Source organism: Burkholderia sp. BCC1996 (genome assembly GCF_905339955.1).
In the GTDB taxonomy this organism is placed as follows: Bacteria; Pseudomonadota; Gammaproteobacteria; order Burkholderiales; family Burkholderiaceae; genus Burkholderia.
The window spans coordinates 40,989-56,336 of record NZ_CAJPHM010000035.1; the positions used below are offsets into that span (position 1 = coordinate 40,989).

Below are 15,348 nucleotides of genomic sequence, written 5' to 3' on the forward strand. Positions count from 1 at the left end.
ACGAGGAGAGGGTATGGGGAAGCTGTTGTGCCGCATCGGGTCGATCATCGTGCTGCTCGCGTGCGCAGCCTGCGCACGCCCCGACGGCGAGGCAGGGCAGCGGGCTGGCGCGATTGCGGCCGCGTCGTATGCGCCGCGAAGCGGCCCGCTCGATGCGCGCGAAATGCAGATGGCGCGTCAGGCGTGGGTGTATTTCCGGAACAACTACCAGCCGGCGACCGGCTTCGTGAACGCGGGCGACGGCTATCCGTCGACGACGATGTGGGATACCGCGTCGTATCTCGGCGCGCTCGTCGCCGCGCGCGATCTCGGGCTGGTCGACAAGCGCGAGTTCGACGACCGTCTCGGCACGTTGCTGCGCACGCTCAATTCGCTGGACCTCTTTCGCGGCGAACTGCCGAACAAGGCGTACAACACGCAGACCGCGCAGATGGTCAATTACGCGAACCAGACGGGTGAAATCGGCTATTCCGCGGTGGATCTCGGCCGGCTGCTCATCTGGCTGAAGATCGTCACGGAGCGTTATCCGGAGCATGCGAATGCGATTGATCACGTCGTCGCGCGATGGAACTTCACGCATGTCGTCGATGCGTGCGGCACGCTGTACGGCGCGATGCTGGGGCCGGACAAGCAGGTCCAGTACGTGCAAGAAGGCCGCCTCGGCTACGAGGAGTACGCGGCAAGCGGCTTCCAGCTATGGGGATTCTCGACCTGCCTCGCATCGCGCCCGGAACCCTATTCGCTGATGCCGATCTACTGCGTCGACGTTCCGTTCGATTCGCGCGACCCGCGCGACCTGGCGCAGCACAACTACGTGGTCAGCGAATCGTATGTCCTCTACGGTCTCGAACTCGGGTGGGCGCGCGCGGCCGACCGCGCGGCCGGCACGCAGGCCGGCCTGTCCCGCGACACGTGGGTCGCGAATTTCGCGCAGCGCATCTACCAGGCGCAGGAGAATCGCTTTCTCGCGACCGGTATCCTGACGGCGCGGAGCGAGCATCAGCTCGACGGCGATCCGTACTTCGTCTACGACACGATCTATTCGGACGGCTACGCGTGGAACACGATCACCGACAAGGGGACGTACGTGCCGCAATTCGCGGCGGTCTCGACGAAGGCGGCCGTCGGCATGTGGGCGCTGTGGAACTCGCCCTATACCGACCGGCTCGCCGACGCCGTGTGGGGGCAATACCAGCCGGACAAGGGCTACTACGAAGGCCTGCTCGAAAACGGCAAGGGGCCGATCAAGACGTTCACCGCGAACAACAACGGCATCATGCTGGAGGCGCTGATGTTCAAGGCGAGCGGGCGCCTGCTGCGTTTCAATGGCGACGCGCCGCAGCCGGGCGGCCGGCAGCCGAGCCTGTGGGAACGCACGCTGACCGACCGGTTCGATCTGAATAACGCCATCAAGAGTCGCCCGCGGGTCGTGACCCGTGGGCAAGCCGGCTGCGGCGCCGAGACGGCGCCGTTCGGTGTTTCCGCCTGTTCGCAATCCTGCCAATGCTCAACATGCCAAGACGACGCTCCGTTCGTATTGCCGGCCTTCTCGCAATGTCGCTGACGCTCGTGTGCAGCGGCTGCGGCATCGTCGTGAGAACCGCGGCCGACGGCTACGGGAAACTGAGTGCCGGCGCGCTGACCAACCCGGGACGCATCGGTCCGCTGTCGGACGCCGAGCAGGCCTGGGCGCGCGCGGCCTGGCGCTACGTGACGAACAACACCAGCGCATCGACGGGGCTCGTCAATTCGGTGGACCGCTACCCGGCGACCACGTTGTGGCAAATCGGCGACTATCTCGCCGCGCTCGTCGCCGCGCGCGAACTCAAGCTGATCGACCGCGACGAGTTCGATCGCCGTCTTTCCGACGTGCTGCGCTTCCTCGGCCAGATGCCGCTGTTGCCGGACGGGCTGCCGAACCGCATCTACAACACGCAGTCGGGCGCCATGTCGAACTATGCGAATCAGCCCGGCGCGGTCGGCACGTCGGCGGTCGACGTCGGGCGCCTGCTGGTCTGGCTGCACGCGATCGGCGCCCGCTACCCGGAGTACGGCGAATACGTCGACCGGGCCGTGCTGCACTGGAACGTGTGCGCGCTGGTCGGCGCCGACGGCTCGCTCCACGCGACGCGCATGGACGGGCAACGCACCGTCCGCGCGATGGAGATCCGGCCCGGCTACGGCGAATATGCGAGCACCGGCTTTCGCCTGTGGGGCATTCGCGCGGCCGACGCCTATGCGGTGCCGCTCGCGCAGGCGTATGCGGACGGCGTGCGGATCTACTTCGATGCGCGCGACCCGCGGCAGACCGGTTCGGCCAACGCGCTCGTCAGCGCGCCGTGGCTGCTGTCCGGCATCGAGTTCGGCTGGCGCTTCGCGAACGGCGACGGCGCGGCGCGTCCGGCCGGGCAGCCGGACATCGAGGCACAGGCCGACGCGGTGTACCGCGCGCAGGAAGCGCGCTGGCGCAAGGACGGCATTCTGACGGCCCGCACCGACCACCAGATCGACCGGCCGCCGTATTTCGTGTACGACGCGATCTTCGGCAACGGCTATGCATGGAACACGATCGGCGATGACGGCCGCGCGTATCCGGAGCTCGCGCTCGTCGCGACGCGGGCCGCGTTCGGCATGTGGGTGCTGTGGGACACGGCCTACACGACGCGCCTGATGCGGGCCGTCGACACGCTCCACGACGCGGAGCGCGGCTGGTTCGAGGGGCGTTACGAGGCGACCGGCGCGTACGACCGCACGCTGACGCTGTCGACCAACGCAGCGGTGCTGGAGGCGCTCCTTTACAAGTCCAGCGGCCGGCTCGTGCCGGCGACGCGGCGCACGGGCTATTTCTCGGCGCGGATGCGGGACGTGTTCGCGGGCGCGCCGGCCTGTCTGCCCGTCGCTAACGCCGTCCAGGCCGGCCCGCAATGAGCGCGGCCGCCCGTTTCGCGCGTGCGTGGGCCGCGCTCGCGCTGCTCGCGTCGGCGCTGCTGATCTTCCCGGCGGCGGGCGCGCAATCGACCGCCGAATACGCGCCGCTCGCGCCCGGCTGGGCGGCCTATCAGGACGGCCGCTTCGCCGAGGCCGCGCAGCGATGGGGACGGACGTCGGCCGACGACGAAACGCGCCCGGATACGCTGCCGCAGGCGGCGTTCGCGGCCGTGCTGACCGCGTTCGCGCGCGAGCGCGCCGGCGACGCGCGGGCGGCCGATTCGTGGGCCCGCGCGATGCGTCTGTACGCGCGCGCCGGCGACAGCTGGCCGCGTTACCGCGACGCGCTCGCCACCGAGGTGGCGCGCATTCGATCGGCCGGTGACGCGATGGCGGCGCCAGGCGCGCCGGCGGCCGTGCCGCCGTTTCTGCGCATGATCGCCGCGCTCGACGATCGAGACCGGCTGCTGTCTTACGACGGCCCGCGCGCTGCGGCCGCCGGGCCCGCGCCGGCGCGCGAGTCCGTCGGCATCGGCATGGGCTATCTTGGCGCGGCAAACGCGGGCGAACGGACCGGGCCCGCAGGGTCGGTCTATTCGAATCTCGCGGCGGCCGTCGCCGGACCCGAGGCCGCTGTGCGCGTGCCGGGACTGCCGGCCGCGGCGCCGTCGGTTGCCGCCGGCAGTCCGTCCATAACGTTGCGCGGCGACGGCGAAGCGGCGTTCTATCGCGCGGCGCTGCATGCCGACAGGCAGGATGACGCGCTCGCGGCATCGACCTGCGAGGCCGGGCCGGCGTCGTTGCCCGCCGGCGAATGGCAGGCGGCCGCGGCCGATGCGTGGTCGTATGTCGTCGCGAACCGGCAGGCCGGGACGGGCCTCGTCAACGGGAAGCACGGCTACCCGTACATCACGACGTCGGACATCGCGGGAACGCTCGCCGCGCTGATCGCGGCGAATCAGCTCGGGCTCGCTTCCGCGTTGCAGACCGAAGCATGGTTGCGGCAGGTGCTCGCGACGTTGCGCGACCTGCCGCGCTATGGCGGCGAGTTGCCCGCGCGCCAGTACGACGCGCGCACTGGCAGCCTCGTCGATCTCGACAACAACGCGTCGCTGACGGGCAGCGGCTACAACCTGTACGAGATCGCGCGCGTGCTGGTGTGGCTGCAGATCGCCGCCGCGTGTTATCCGGATTTGCGTGCCGACGCGCTCGCGGCGCGCGACGACTGGAAATTCGCGCGCGCGACTTCGCTCGGCCGGCTCCACAGCGTGCTGGCACTCGGCGGCATCGAACAGATCTATGTCGACGAGCCGCTCGGCTACAAGGAATACGCGGCGGCCGCGCTGACACTGGCGGGCTTGCCGATTCCGGGCGCGTTCTCGTATGCGGAGGCGCGCCAGCGGACGCTCGAGAACGGCCCCGTCTGGTACGACGCGCAACCGGCGTCGTTGCCGACGAGCGACCCGTTCATCCTCGGCACGATCGAGCTGGGCGGTATCGATGGCTGTTTCCGCACGATTGCCCGTATGATGTACGACGCGCAGGGGAGGCACGCCGCGCGGCTCGGCAGGCCCGTCGCGCTCGGCGCCGAGGTGATCGACCGTCCGCCGTGGTTTTCGTTTTCGACGGTCTATGCCGGCGACACCGCATGGAAGGCCGCGAGCTACGACACGCAAGCCGACGCGACGTTGCGCGTGTTCAGCGCGAAGGCCGCGTTCGGCTGGGCCGCGATTTTTTCGGACCGCTATGCGAAGGCGCTGCTGGCGGGTGCGATGCGTTTCGCGCGGGCCGGCGGCGTCAGCGTCGGGGCGTACCAGAGCAACAACGGGATGGTCGACGCGACGAGCCTGGACACCAATGCACAGGTTCTCGAGGCCGCATGGTATGTCGCGCGCGACAGACGCAGCTTTCTCCCGCCGGTGCAGGCCGGCCCGGCGGACTGTCCGGCGCCGTCCCGGGAAGGCCCGAAGTGATGCGGGGTGCATACAGGAGGATGCCGTGACGAACTACGAAGAAATTTTCCAGGAAAGCTATCGCCGGCTGACGGGGGACGACAACGGCGAACGCTTTTTCGACCGCTTCTACGCCATCTTCCTGGGCGCGTCGGACAGCATTCGCGCGAAGTTTGCGCACACCGAAATGGCGCGTCAGAAGCAGATGATGCGCAAGTCGTTCTTCCACATGCTGAATCTCTACCATACGAAGGTGACGTCCGATTACCTCGAACGCATCGCAACGGAGCATGGCCCGGCACGGCTCGCGATTCCCGAGCACATGTTCAATGCATGGCGGGCGGCGATTCTCGATACGGTGCGGGAACTGGACGCCCGCCACTACGACGCGAAGGTCGAGATCGCATGGGCGATGACGATTGCGCCGGGCCTCGAATTCATGCGCCAGATGTCGGCGCACGATGGGGCCGCCGACACCTCACTTGAGCCACCGGCGGCCGGGGCCGTAGCGGGCGAGCAGCCATAGCGCCGCGATCGCGACCGCGTGGATCGCGGTGCCTTCGATCCACCGCGGCGGGCGCAGGCCGAACGGCACGATCTGGCTGGCGATCAGCACGAGAACGACGTGCACGACGAAGCAGTACAGCGACGCCTTGCCGACCGGAACCAGGACGGGCCCGACGACCGGGCCGATACGCGGCCATTGGCTGCGCAGCAGCGCGTGCAGCGCCACCAGCAGACAGAAATCGTCGATCAGGCGCAACGGGCCGAGCTCGTTCTTCTGCGCGTAGCCGAGGTACAGCGATTCGATCGCGCCGTGCGGCAGCAGATGCAGCTTGGCCCATGCGGGCGTAAACGGATCGAGATGCGCCTGCGCGATGACGAGCATCACGATGGCGCCCGTTGCGCAGAACGCATACAGCAGGAGCCGTCTGGCGCCGTGCGCGAGCAGCAGTTGCGTCTCGCTGGAAAACCAGCCGGCGAACATGCCCGCGACGAACGGGAACTGCCACGCCGCCAGCGGAAATGCGTTCTCGAATTGCATGTCCGACCAGCGAAACGGCACGAGCAGGTGCCAGACGTACAGTGCGAAGCTGGCCGCGAGCGCCAGCAATGCGGACGGCAGCCGGCGGAACGCGGCCAGCAGCGGCGGCACAATGAAGATCATCAGCATCGCGTACAGGCCGAGCACCTGCGCCTGATGCGGGCCGCCGCGCAACAGCAGAACGGCGTTGAACCAGTCCTCCACGCGCGCGTCCGCGGCCGGGTAGAGCGGATAGACGGTTGCGGTCGCCTCGTCGACGAAACGCGTGAGCGCGGCGGTGTTCACGAAGCCGAGAGGCTGCAGCGCGATCGGAACGAGGATCAGCACGACGTTGACGAGATAGAGCTTCGTGCCTCTCGATACCGATTTCCATGCGGTGGTGGTCCAGCCTAGCTGTGCGATGCGCGAGCGGCCGATCTTGCCGAGCACGAACCCCGACAGGATCACGAACCATTCGGCGGCCGTCACGAAGCCGAGCCGTTCCCACGCGAGCAGGCTCAGCGCGGAGAAGTATTCGATGTGCACGATCGTCATGAAGACGATCGCGATGCCTCTGAGGCAATCGATCACGTCATCCCGTTCGATCTGGGCGTAGGCGAGCGACGTCGTGCGTGTGTACAGCGCGTTCAGCGAACTCATCAGGCGGCTCCCAGGACGTCCGTGCGCAACTCGTCCACCAGGCCGGCGAACAGCTGCATCGATTCGCGGGCCCTCGCCAGGGCCGCCTGCTGGTGGCCTTCGCGGGCGGCGCGCTCGAGCGCGCCCGTCGCGTCCGAGAGCGGTCCGCTCGCGAACGTGCCGGCGTCTCCCTTCAGCTTGTGCGCGATGCGGGCCAGCCGCTCCAGATCCGGAACGGCGAGCGCGCCGTCGAGTTCCGCGTGTTTCTGCTGGGCTTCGTCGACCAGCAGTTGCGCCAGTTCGCGAAACAGGTGCTCGTCGCCGCCGAGGCGGGCGAGCGCCCGGCCGCGATCGAACAGCGGCGAGCGCTCGGGCGCGCCCGGCGCGGCCGGGCCGCGTTCGGGCGGCATGGCCCCCGCCGCCGGCGACGCGGCCGGCTTCGCGGTCGATCGGGCGGCGTGGCCGTCCTGCGGCGGCCGTGTCACGACCCGCTCGATTTCCCGTATCAGCGCGTCCGTTTCGATCGGTTTCGACACGTAGCCGTCCATGCCCGCCGCGAGGCACTTCTCGCGGTCGCCCTGCATCGCGTGCGCCGTCATCGCGACAACCGGCAAATGGGGTTTCGCGGAACGGCGCTCGCGGTCGCGAAGTTCGCTGGTCGCTTCGAGCCCGTCCATGACCGGCATCTGAATATCCATCAGCACGACGTCGAACGCGTGCCGGTCGATCCATTCAAGCGCTTCGCGGCCGTTCGACGCGAGGCGCACGTCATGGCCGAGCTTCTCGAGCAGCCGGAGCGCGAGCCGCTGGTTGACCGGATTGTCTTCGGCGAGCAGCACCGCATATCGGCGCGGCGGCGCCGGCTTCTCCATCGTGTCGCTGCTCGCGACGGCAATGGCGCTGGCGGCGGGCGACGGCGCCGACGCGAAGAACGATTCGCCGAGCACCTTCACCAGCAGGTTGAAGATCTCCGACTGGTCGACCGGCTTGGTCACGAAGCCCGCGATGCCGGCCTGGCGAAGCGTCGCAGCGTCCAAGCGGCTGGACAGCGAGCTGACGACGATGACCGCCGTGTCGCGCAATGCCGGATCGGCGGCGATCTCGAGCGCGAGCGAATAGTCGTCGCAGTCGGGAAGCTGGCCGTCGACGAGCGCGACCGTGTAGGGCTCGCGCAGCTTTGCCTGCCGATACAGCGCCTCCATCGCGCCTGGCGTGTCGCCGACGCAGGTCGGCCGCGTGCCGAAATTGCTCAGCATGTCGTGCATCAGGCGCAAATTCGTCTGGTTGTCGTCGACCACGAGAATGCGTGCGCCGTTCAGCGCGTGCGGCAATGCGGGGTGCGGCAGCGCCGGGCCGCGCCCCGGCGCGAACGGCAGCGTGAACGTGAATTCGCTGCCGCTGCCCGGTTTGCTTCGCACCTCCAGACGCCCGCCCATCATCGCGACGAGCCGGGCCGAAATGGTCAGGCCGAGCCCCGTGCCGCCGTAGCGGCGCGTGGTCGAGCTGTCGGCCTGCGAAAAGGCGTCGAAGATCCGGCCGAGATGGTCCGCCGCGATGCCGATGCCCGTATCGGAGACGGCGAAGCGCAACGACACGCGCGACGACGCGAGCGCGACGACGTGGATCGATACCGTGACCTCGCCCGACGCAGTGAACTTGAGCGCGTTGCCGACGAGATTCGTGAGCACCTGGCGCACGCGCCCGGCGTCGCCGACGAGGGAATCTGGCACATCGAGCCCGATGTCGCTCAGGATCTCGACGCGGGCCTTGTCGGCCTTGAACGTCGTCGTGCGCAGCATCTCGGTGATCATCGCGCGCAGGCTGAAGTCCACCGGATCGAGCAGCATCTTGCCGGCCTCGATCTTCGAGAAATCCAGGATGTCGTTGATGATCGTCAGCAGCGATTGCGCGGACGACAGCACCATCGTCAGATATTCGTGCTGCTCCTCGGTCAGGCGTGTATCGAGACAAAGCCGCGCCATGCCGATGATGCCGTTCATCGGCGTGCGGATTTCGTGGCTCATGTTCGCGAGGAACGACGATTTCGCCGCGTTGGCCGCGTCGGCCTGTTCTTTCGCGCTGCGCAGGTCGTGTTCGAGCGTGTATTGCGCGGTGATGTCGCGGTGGGTTCCCGTCACGCGCACCGCGCCGTCATTCGTGTTGTGCTCGGCGAGCGCGCTTGCCTGGACGTGGCGGATCTCGCCATTGGGGCGGACGATCCGGAACGAGCCGATGGCGGCGGGGCGGTGGCGGACGATGTCCGCCAGCGCGTCCGACGTCGTCGCACGGTCGTCGGGGTGCAGCAGCGCGAGCCATGCGTCGTAGGTCAGCGTGTCGCCGTCGAGCGCGTCCGGACAGCCGTAGATCTCGGCCATGCGTGCATTCCAGCGGACCGTGCCGCGCGCGACGTCCCACGTCCAGATGCCCAGCTCGGCGGCCTGGGCCGCGAGCAGCACCTGGTCGCGCGCCACCGCGAGCTCCCGCTCCGTGGCCTTGCGTTCCGTGATGTCGACCGCGATGGCAAGATAGCCGATCGATTCGCCGGCTTCGTCGCGCATTGCGGTCACGACGATCGACACCGGCACGCGCGATCCGTCCTTGCGGACGTAGGTCCATTCGCGCGCCTCGGCGCCGTCGCGCTCGGGCTTGAGCGTGAAGACGCGAAACCCCGTTACGGGCTGATCGTATTCGGCGCTCAACGCCGATTCGCGGTCCGCGATCTCGCCGGCGTCGTGCAGCGCGAGTGGCGTCAGGTGGCCGACGGCTTCGTCGGCGCGATACCCGAGCAGGCGCTCGGCGCCGTGGTTGAACAGATTGATCGTGCCGTCGCCATCGGTCGCGATGATCGATACCTCGGACGCGGAGCGCAGCACGCTCTCGAACAGCATGTTGAGCCGGCGCAGCTCGGACGTGCGCCGCTCGACCTGATCCTCGAGGCTGACGTTGAGCTCGACGATGCGCGCTTCGGCCGCCTTTTGATTGGACACGTCGCGCACCGTGTTCGACGCGCCGATGACGTGGCCGTCCCGCGCGAATATCGGCGAGACGGTGATCGACACGTCGAGCGACGCGCCGTTCTTGCACCGGCGCCGCGTGACGATCGCCGGCACGCGCTGCCCGCGGGCGACCGACGCGAGGATTTCGCGCTGCTCGTCGAGCAGCGCATCGGGCACGATCAGGTCGGCAATCGGCTTGCCGATTGCTTCGCCGGCGTCGTAGCCGAACAGCGTCGCGGCGCCGCGATTCCAGCTGGTGACGATGCCGTCCAGCGTCTGCCCGATGATGCCGTCCGCCGATCCTTCGACGATCGCCGCGAGCTTCGCGCGGGCGGCGTCCACCTGCCGCCGGCGCTGCGCGCCGTAGGTCACCATATACGCGATGGCCGTCAGCAGCGCGCTGATGACGGCGCCCACCAGCATCACCATGCCCGGTGACGGCTGATGCAGCTTGCGGACGAACTGCGGCGACGCGGTGTACGCGAACCGCCACGTGCGTCCGTGGACGTCTCGGTCGATCGACAGCGAGAGCGGCGGGTCGGCGGTCAGCGGCCCGGCCCGCAGCGTGTAGAACGTGATCTCGCGCCCGGGCGTCGTGACGTCGTCGAGCCGCATGTGCAGATCCCTGTCGCGACCATCGAGGCCCGCGAGCACGCGCGACATGACGAGCGGCGCGTAGGTCCAGCCGAACGCCGCCGCCTCGCGCTCGGCGACGGTCGGCGGGAGCGCGGCAGTGCGATAGACGGGCAGCAGGAACAGGAACGACTGACGGCCGACGGGCGCCATCTGCGTGAGCTCGATCGGGCTCGTCAGCGTGGCCTTGCCGCTGCGCATCGCGACGATCGCCGCCTGGCGCCGGTCATCGTCCGACGCGATGTCGCGCCCGATGGCGACTTGGTTGTCGCTTTCCGGCTCGACGTACAGGACGACGTCCCGTTCGCCGTCGTGCGGCATGAACTGGCGAATCGCGAAACCGACGCCGACGTCGCCCTTCGCGCGCGCAACGAACGCCGGCTCGTCCGCCTGCGGCACGCGGCGGATGAAGCCGAAGCCGATCGCGCCGGGAAATTCCGTCGGGAGATCGCGCGTCAGCATGTAGCGCTTGAATGCGTCGCGCGAGATGCCGTTCTCGCCGGCGGCGATCACCGCGCCGCGCGCGCCGCGCAGGCCGTATTCGTATTGCCCGATGCGCTCGACGATGTCGTCGGTCGCCACGCTCGCGGCGGCTTGCAGCGCGGCCTGCGCGTCCCGCCCGTTGAACTCGCGAACGACGTAGCCGGTGGCGGTGCTACCGATCAGACCGATCGCGAGAACGAACGCGGCCAGGGTTCTGGCGCGGGACGGGCTCGGCGTGTGGTCCAATTTCCTCCCCCTTGTCGACGGCGATCGATTGAACAAACAATCGGACACGAGTCCGGTGGCGCTTCGATTGCCGGCCCGAACAGGCGGGGCGCGTCCGGCAATGTCCGGATCGGGAACGGTTCGCTGCAACTACCCGCAGGCAACCATATTAAGTGGCATTGCGCAAATACGGGGCGCCGGAATATATGCGGAATCGGCCATGAGGGGCATGCCGCCGATCGTGGCCATTCCGTTTTTTTTATCAACTCCCGGCTTCATTTCATTCCCTGTAGAAGCCGGTAATGGCCACCGAAAGCCACATGGGCGATTGCCGGCAATGGAGACTTTGATTCGGGAACGCGAGCCCTATACACTGATTGCGCGACGACGCGCCGTCCGGCAGGACGCGGCGCCCGTCGCTTGCGGGGGATCGCCAGAAGGCGCCTGACACTGGCGACGGCATGCCGGCACACGCGTGCTGCCGGCTCCAACTGGAGCGGATCGGATGTCCGATACATGGTGGCGGGGCGGCGTCATATACCAGATCTACCCGCGCAGCTTCGCGGACAGCAACGGCGACGGCATCGGCGATCTGCCCGGCATGATTGGTCGGCTCGACTACATTCGCTCGCTGGGCGTCGACGCGATCTGGATATCGCCGTTCTTCAGGTCGCCGATGAAGGACTTCGGCTACGACGTGTCCGACTATCGCGACGTCGATCCGCAGTTCGGCACGCTCGCCGATTTCGACCGGCTCGTCGCCGACGCGCACGCACTCGGTCTGAAAGTCATGATCGACCAGGTGCTCAGCCACACGTCGGATCAGCACGCGTGGTTTGTCGAGAGCCGTTCGGATCGCGACAATCCGCGTGCGGACTGGTATGTCTGGGCGAACGCGCGCGCGGACGGCACGCCGCCGACGAACTGGCTGTCCGTGTTCGGCGGGTCGGCATGGCAGTGGGATACCCGGCGGCGGCAGTATTACCTGCACAATTTCCTCGCGAGCCAGCCGGATCTCAACTTCCATCATCCCGACGTTCAGCGCCAGTTGCTTGAAGAAGTTCGGTTCTGGCTCGGCCGAGGCGTGGATGGCCTGAGATTCGACGCGTGCAACTTCCATTTCCACGACCGGCGATTGCGCAACAACCCGCCCGCCGTCGCCACGCCGGCATTCCTGGCGTCGGTCGACAACCCGTACGCGATGCAGCGCCACCGCTACGACAAGACACAGCGGCAAAACCTCGATTTCCTGAAACGGCTCAGGCGTGAACTGGATGCGCATCGCTCGGTCGGTCTCGGCGAGATCGGCGACGACGACGCGCTAGCCACGATGGCGCAATACACCGCTGACGGAGACAAGTTGCACATGGCGTACAGCTTCGATCTGCTGACGCCCGAGTTCTCGGCGGCCCATGTGCGCCGCACGGTCGAGCGCATGGAGTCGAAGCTGGCCGAACATGGCGGAAAAGGCTGGGTATGCTGGTCGGCGGGCAACCACGATGTGCAGCGCGTCGTTTCCCGCTGGGGCAACGGCGCCGCAGGGCCCGGCTTCGCGAAGCTGGTCCTCGCGCTGGTCGCGACGCTGCGCGGCAGCGTCTGCATCTACCAAGGGGAAGAACTCGGCCTGACGCAAGCGGAGATTCCATACGAGCAGCTGCGCGATCCGGCCGGCATCGAGTTCTGGCCGCGCGACAAGGGGCGCGACGGCTGTCGCACGCCGTTGCCGTGGCGGGCGGACGAGCCGTTCTGCGGCTTCTCTTCGAGCGAGACCTGGCTGCCGATTCCGGCCGAACACGTGTCGAAGGCGGTCGACTTGCAGGATCGCGACTCCGCATCGACGCTCGGCTTTTTCCGGTATTTCCTCGCATGGCGCCAGCGTCAGCGGCCGCTGCTCGACGGCAGCATCCGCTTCCTCGAAGCGCCGGAGCCGATCCTGGCATTCGAGCGTGCGTCGGACGCCGACCGTCGCCTGCTCGTGTTCAATCTCGGTGCCGACCCGCAGCGCTGGGCGTTGCCTGACGACTTGATCGCCCATCCGTCCGATGGCCACGGTCTCGTCGGGGCGACGCTGACGGGACGCCATCTGATGCTGGCGCCGTACACCGCGTGGATCGGCCACGTTGCCCATGCGTGACACGCGAGCTGACCGGACGAGCGACGTGGCGCGCGTAGACGACGTGCCGGGCGCCCCCTGCGGCGACGTCAGGTGGCCGGAACGGGACGGGCATCCGGCCATGCCCGACCGGCAGATGATGGCCGAGCTGCTCGCGGGCCACCTCGCCGATCCGTTCTCGATTCTGGGGATGCATGAAAGCACCGGCGGGCTGGTTGTCCGGGCGCTGCTTCCCGGGGCTGTCGCGGTCGCCGTCGTCGAGCGCGCCAGCGGGCGCGTGGCAGCCGCGCTCGATCATGTCGAAGGAGGGCTGTTCGCGGGTGTCGTCGCCGGCTGCGTGTCGCGATTCGCGTATCGGCTCCACGTCGAGTGGCCTTGCGACACGCAGGTCATCGAAGACGCATACCGGCTGCCGGTGGCGCTCGGCGAACTCGACGCGTGGCTGCTGGCGGAAGGCACGCATCTGCGGCCGTATGAAACACTCGGCGCGCATCCTGCGGTGCTCGACGGCGTCGAAGGCGTCAGATTTTCGGTGTGGGCGCCGAGTGCCCGTCGCGTATCGGTGATCGGCAGCTTCAATCGCTGGGACGGGCGGCGGCACATGATGCGCCTGCTTCCGGCGTGTGGCGTGTGGGCGCTATTCGTGCCGCACGCAACGAAAGGCGATCTCTACAAGTTCGAGATCAAGACGCGCGACGGCGATCTGCTGTTCAAGGCGGATCCTTACGCATTCCGCGCGGAGATGCGGCCCGGCACGGCGTCGATCGTGCAGGGCCTGCCGCCCGTGTGCGATCCCGAACGCATTCGGGCCCATGCGAACGCGCCGACCGCGCCGATGAGCATCTACGAAGTGCACCTCGGGTCGTGGCGACACGTGCCGACCGCCGCCGGGCCCTGGCCGACGTATCGCGAGCTCGCCGGGACGCTGATTCCGTATGTGAAGGAACTGGGCTTCACGCATGTCGAGCTACTGCCCGTCAGCGAACATCCGTTCGACGGTTCGTGGGGTTACCAGCCGACCGCGCTTTACGCGCCGACTTCGCGCTTCGGGACGCCGGACGATTTCCGACACCTGGTCGAAGCGGCGCACGCGCAGGGCATCGGCGTGCTGCTGGACTGGGTGCCAGGGCATTTTCCAGGCGACCCGCATGGCCTCGCGCGATTCGACGGCACCTGCCTGTACGAGTATGCGGACCCGCGAGAAGGCGTGCATCGCGACTGGCATACGCTGATATACGACTATAACCGGCCCGGAGTAGTGAACTTCCTCACCGGCAACGCGCTTTACTGGATCGAACGGTTCGGTGTCGACGGGCTGCGTGTCGATGCCGTTGCCTCGATGCTGTACAGGGACTACAGCCGTCCGGCGCACGACTGGATTCCCAATCGCTTCGGCGGACGCGAGAACCTCGAGGCAATCGCCTTCCTGCGGCACATGAACTGTACGATCCGAACGCAACGCGCCGAAGCCGTCACGATTGCGGAGGAATCGACCAGTTTCCCGGGCGTATCGAAGCCCGTCGAAGCTGGCGGACTGGGCTTTCACTACAAATGGAACATGGGCTGGATGAACGATACGCTCCGCTACATGCGCGAAGACCCGATCCATCGCAAGCATCATCACGACACGATCACGTTCGGCCTGCTGTATGCGTTCGACGAACGCTTTGTGCTGCCGTTGTCGCACGACGAGGTGGTGCACGGCAAGGGATCGATGCTGTCGCGCATGCCCGGCGACGAATGGCAACGCTTTGCCGGCCTGCGCGCGTATTACGGATTCATGTGGGGGTATCCAGGCGCCAAGCTCCTGTTCATGGGCAACGAATTCGCGCAGCCACGCGAATGGAGCGCGGATGCATGCCTCGACTGGGACCTGCTCGCGCACCCGTTGCATCGCGGCGTGCACTGGCTGGTGCGGGACCTGAACGCGGCCATGCGCCGGCATGCGGCGCTCCATCAGGCCGATTTCGATCCGCGCGGTTTCGCATGGATCGAGGTCGAAGATTGCGACAACGCGCTGTTTTCATTCATGCGCATTGCGGACGACGGCCGCTTCGTCGTCGTGCTGTGCAATTTCACGCCGGTGCCGCGCAACGGCTATCGGATCGGCGTGCCCCGGCCAGGCGCGTATCGCGAGATCGTCAACACGGACGATCGGCAATACGGCGGCAGCGGCGTCGTCAACGGCGTGATGCAAACCGACGCGATCCCGTCGCACGGTTACGCGGCATCGCTGGCCATCACGGTGCCGCCCCTCGCGACCGTCATGCTGGCATCCGACGACCCGTGTCCGCATTCCGGCGGGGGGCCGGCCTGAAACGCGGCTGCGTTCGCGTTGCGCATTCGAACGATCGT

General features: G+C 67.7%; 8 protein-coding genes. 6 read left to right on the forward strand and 2 right to left on the reverse strand.

All coding sequences use genetic code 11. The features are described 5' to 3' along the window. Positions 1 to 13 precede the first annotated feature (13 nt). From U4Z64_RS33260 to U4Z64_RS33275, 4 genes are read left to right on the forward strand one after another with little or no spacing between them, the layout of a single operon-like run. The gene (locus U4Z64_RS33260; RefSeq protein ID WP_321822210.1) at positions 14 to 1,564 is read left to right on the forward strand and encodes a DUF3131 domain-containing protein; all 1,551 of its coding nucleotides are present in this window, start codon (positions 14 to 16) and stop codon (positions 1,562 to 1,564) included. Then, complete coding sequence (locus U4Z64_RS33265) at positions 1,555 to 2,928, forward strand: DUF3131 domain-containing protein (RefSeq protein WP_321822211.1); 1,374 nt, start codon at positions 1,555 to 1,557, stop codon at positions 2,926 to 2,928. Before U4Z64_RS33260 ends, U4Z64_RS33265 begins: the two co-directional genes overlap by 10 nt. Beyond that, positions 2,925 to 4,901, forward strand: coding sequence for a DUF3131 domain-containing protein (locus U4Z64_RS33270; RefSeq protein ID WP_321822212.1), 1,977 nt, complete (start codon positions 2,925 to 2,927; stop codon positions 4,899 to 4,901). The genes U4Z64_RS33265 and U4Z64_RS33270 overlap by 4 nt, the downstream gene beginning before the upstream one ends. Before the next feature lie 25 nt (positions 4,902 to 4,926). After that, complete coding sequence (locus U4Z64_RS33275; RefSeq protein WP_321808799.1) at positions 4,927 to 5,406, forward strand: hypothetical protein; 480 nt, start codon at positions 4,927 to 4,929, stop codon at positions 5,404 to 5,406. Here U4Z64_RS33275 and opgC read toward each other — a convergent pair. Next, positions 5,359 to 6,564, reverse strand: coding sequence for an OpgC domain-containing protein (gene opgC / locus U4Z64_RS33280; RefSeq protein ID WP_321822213.1), 1,206 nt, complete (start codon positions 6,562 to 6,564; stop codon positions 5,359 to 5,361). The two genes, U4Z64_RS33275 and opgC, sit on opposite strands and share 48 nt — an antisense overlap. Continuing rightward, complete coding sequence (locus tag U4Z64_RS33285) at positions 6,564 to 10,901, reverse strand: PAS domain S-box protein (protein WP_321822214.1); 4,338 nt, start codon at positions 10,899 to 10,901, stop codon at positions 6,564 to 6,566. The genes opgC and U4Z64_RS33285 overlap by 1 nt, the downstream gene beginning before the upstream one ends. Before the next feature lie 484 nt (positions 10,902 to 11,385). On the opposite strand from U4Z64_RS33285, the gene U4Z64_RS33290 reads away from it, so the two are divergent. Continuing rightward, complete coding sequence (locus U4Z64_RS33290) at positions 11,386 to 13,014, forward strand: alpha-glucosidase (protein ID WP_321822215.1); 1,629 nt, start codon at positions 11,386 to 11,388, stop codon at positions 13,012 to 13,014. Positions 13,015 to 13,114: 100 nt separating this feature from the next. Beyond that, positions 13,115 to 15,310 carry a 1,4-alpha-glucan branching protein GlgB gene (gene glgB / locus U4Z64_RS33295; protein ID WP_321822216.1) on the forward strand — a complete coding sequence of 732 codons (2,196 nt, stop codon included), beginning with the start codon at positions 13,115 to 13,117 and terminating at the stop codon, positions 15,308 to 15,310. Positions 15,311 to 15,348: the final 38 nt, after the last annotated feature.

Bases quoted from the DNA above. Each gene is read 5' to 3' on its own strand.
- U4Z64_RS33270 (WP_321822212.1), top strand. From the start codon at position 2,925: ATGAGCGCGGCCGCCCGTTTCGCGCGTGCGTGGGCCGCGCTCGCGCTG.
- U4Z64_RS33290 (WP_321822215.1), top strand. From the start codon at position 11,386: ATGTCCGATACATGGTGGCGGGGCGGCGTCATATACCAGATCTACCCG.
- U4Z64_RS33260 (WP_321822210.1), top strand. From the start codon at position 14: ATGGGGAAGCTGTTGTGCCGCATCGGGTCGATCATCGTGCTGCTCGCG.
- opgC (WP_321822213.1), bottom strand. From the start codon at position 6,564: ATGAGTTCGCTGAACGCGCTGTACACACGCACGACGTCGCTCGCCTAC.
- glgB (WP_321822216.1), top strand. From the start codon at position 13,115: ATGCCCGACCGGCAGATGATGGCCGAGCTGCTCGCGGGCCACCTCGCC.
- U4Z64_RS33265 (WP_321822211.1), top strand. From the start codon at position 1,555: ATGTCGCTGACGCTCGTGTGCAGCGGCTGCGGCATCGTCGTGAGAACC.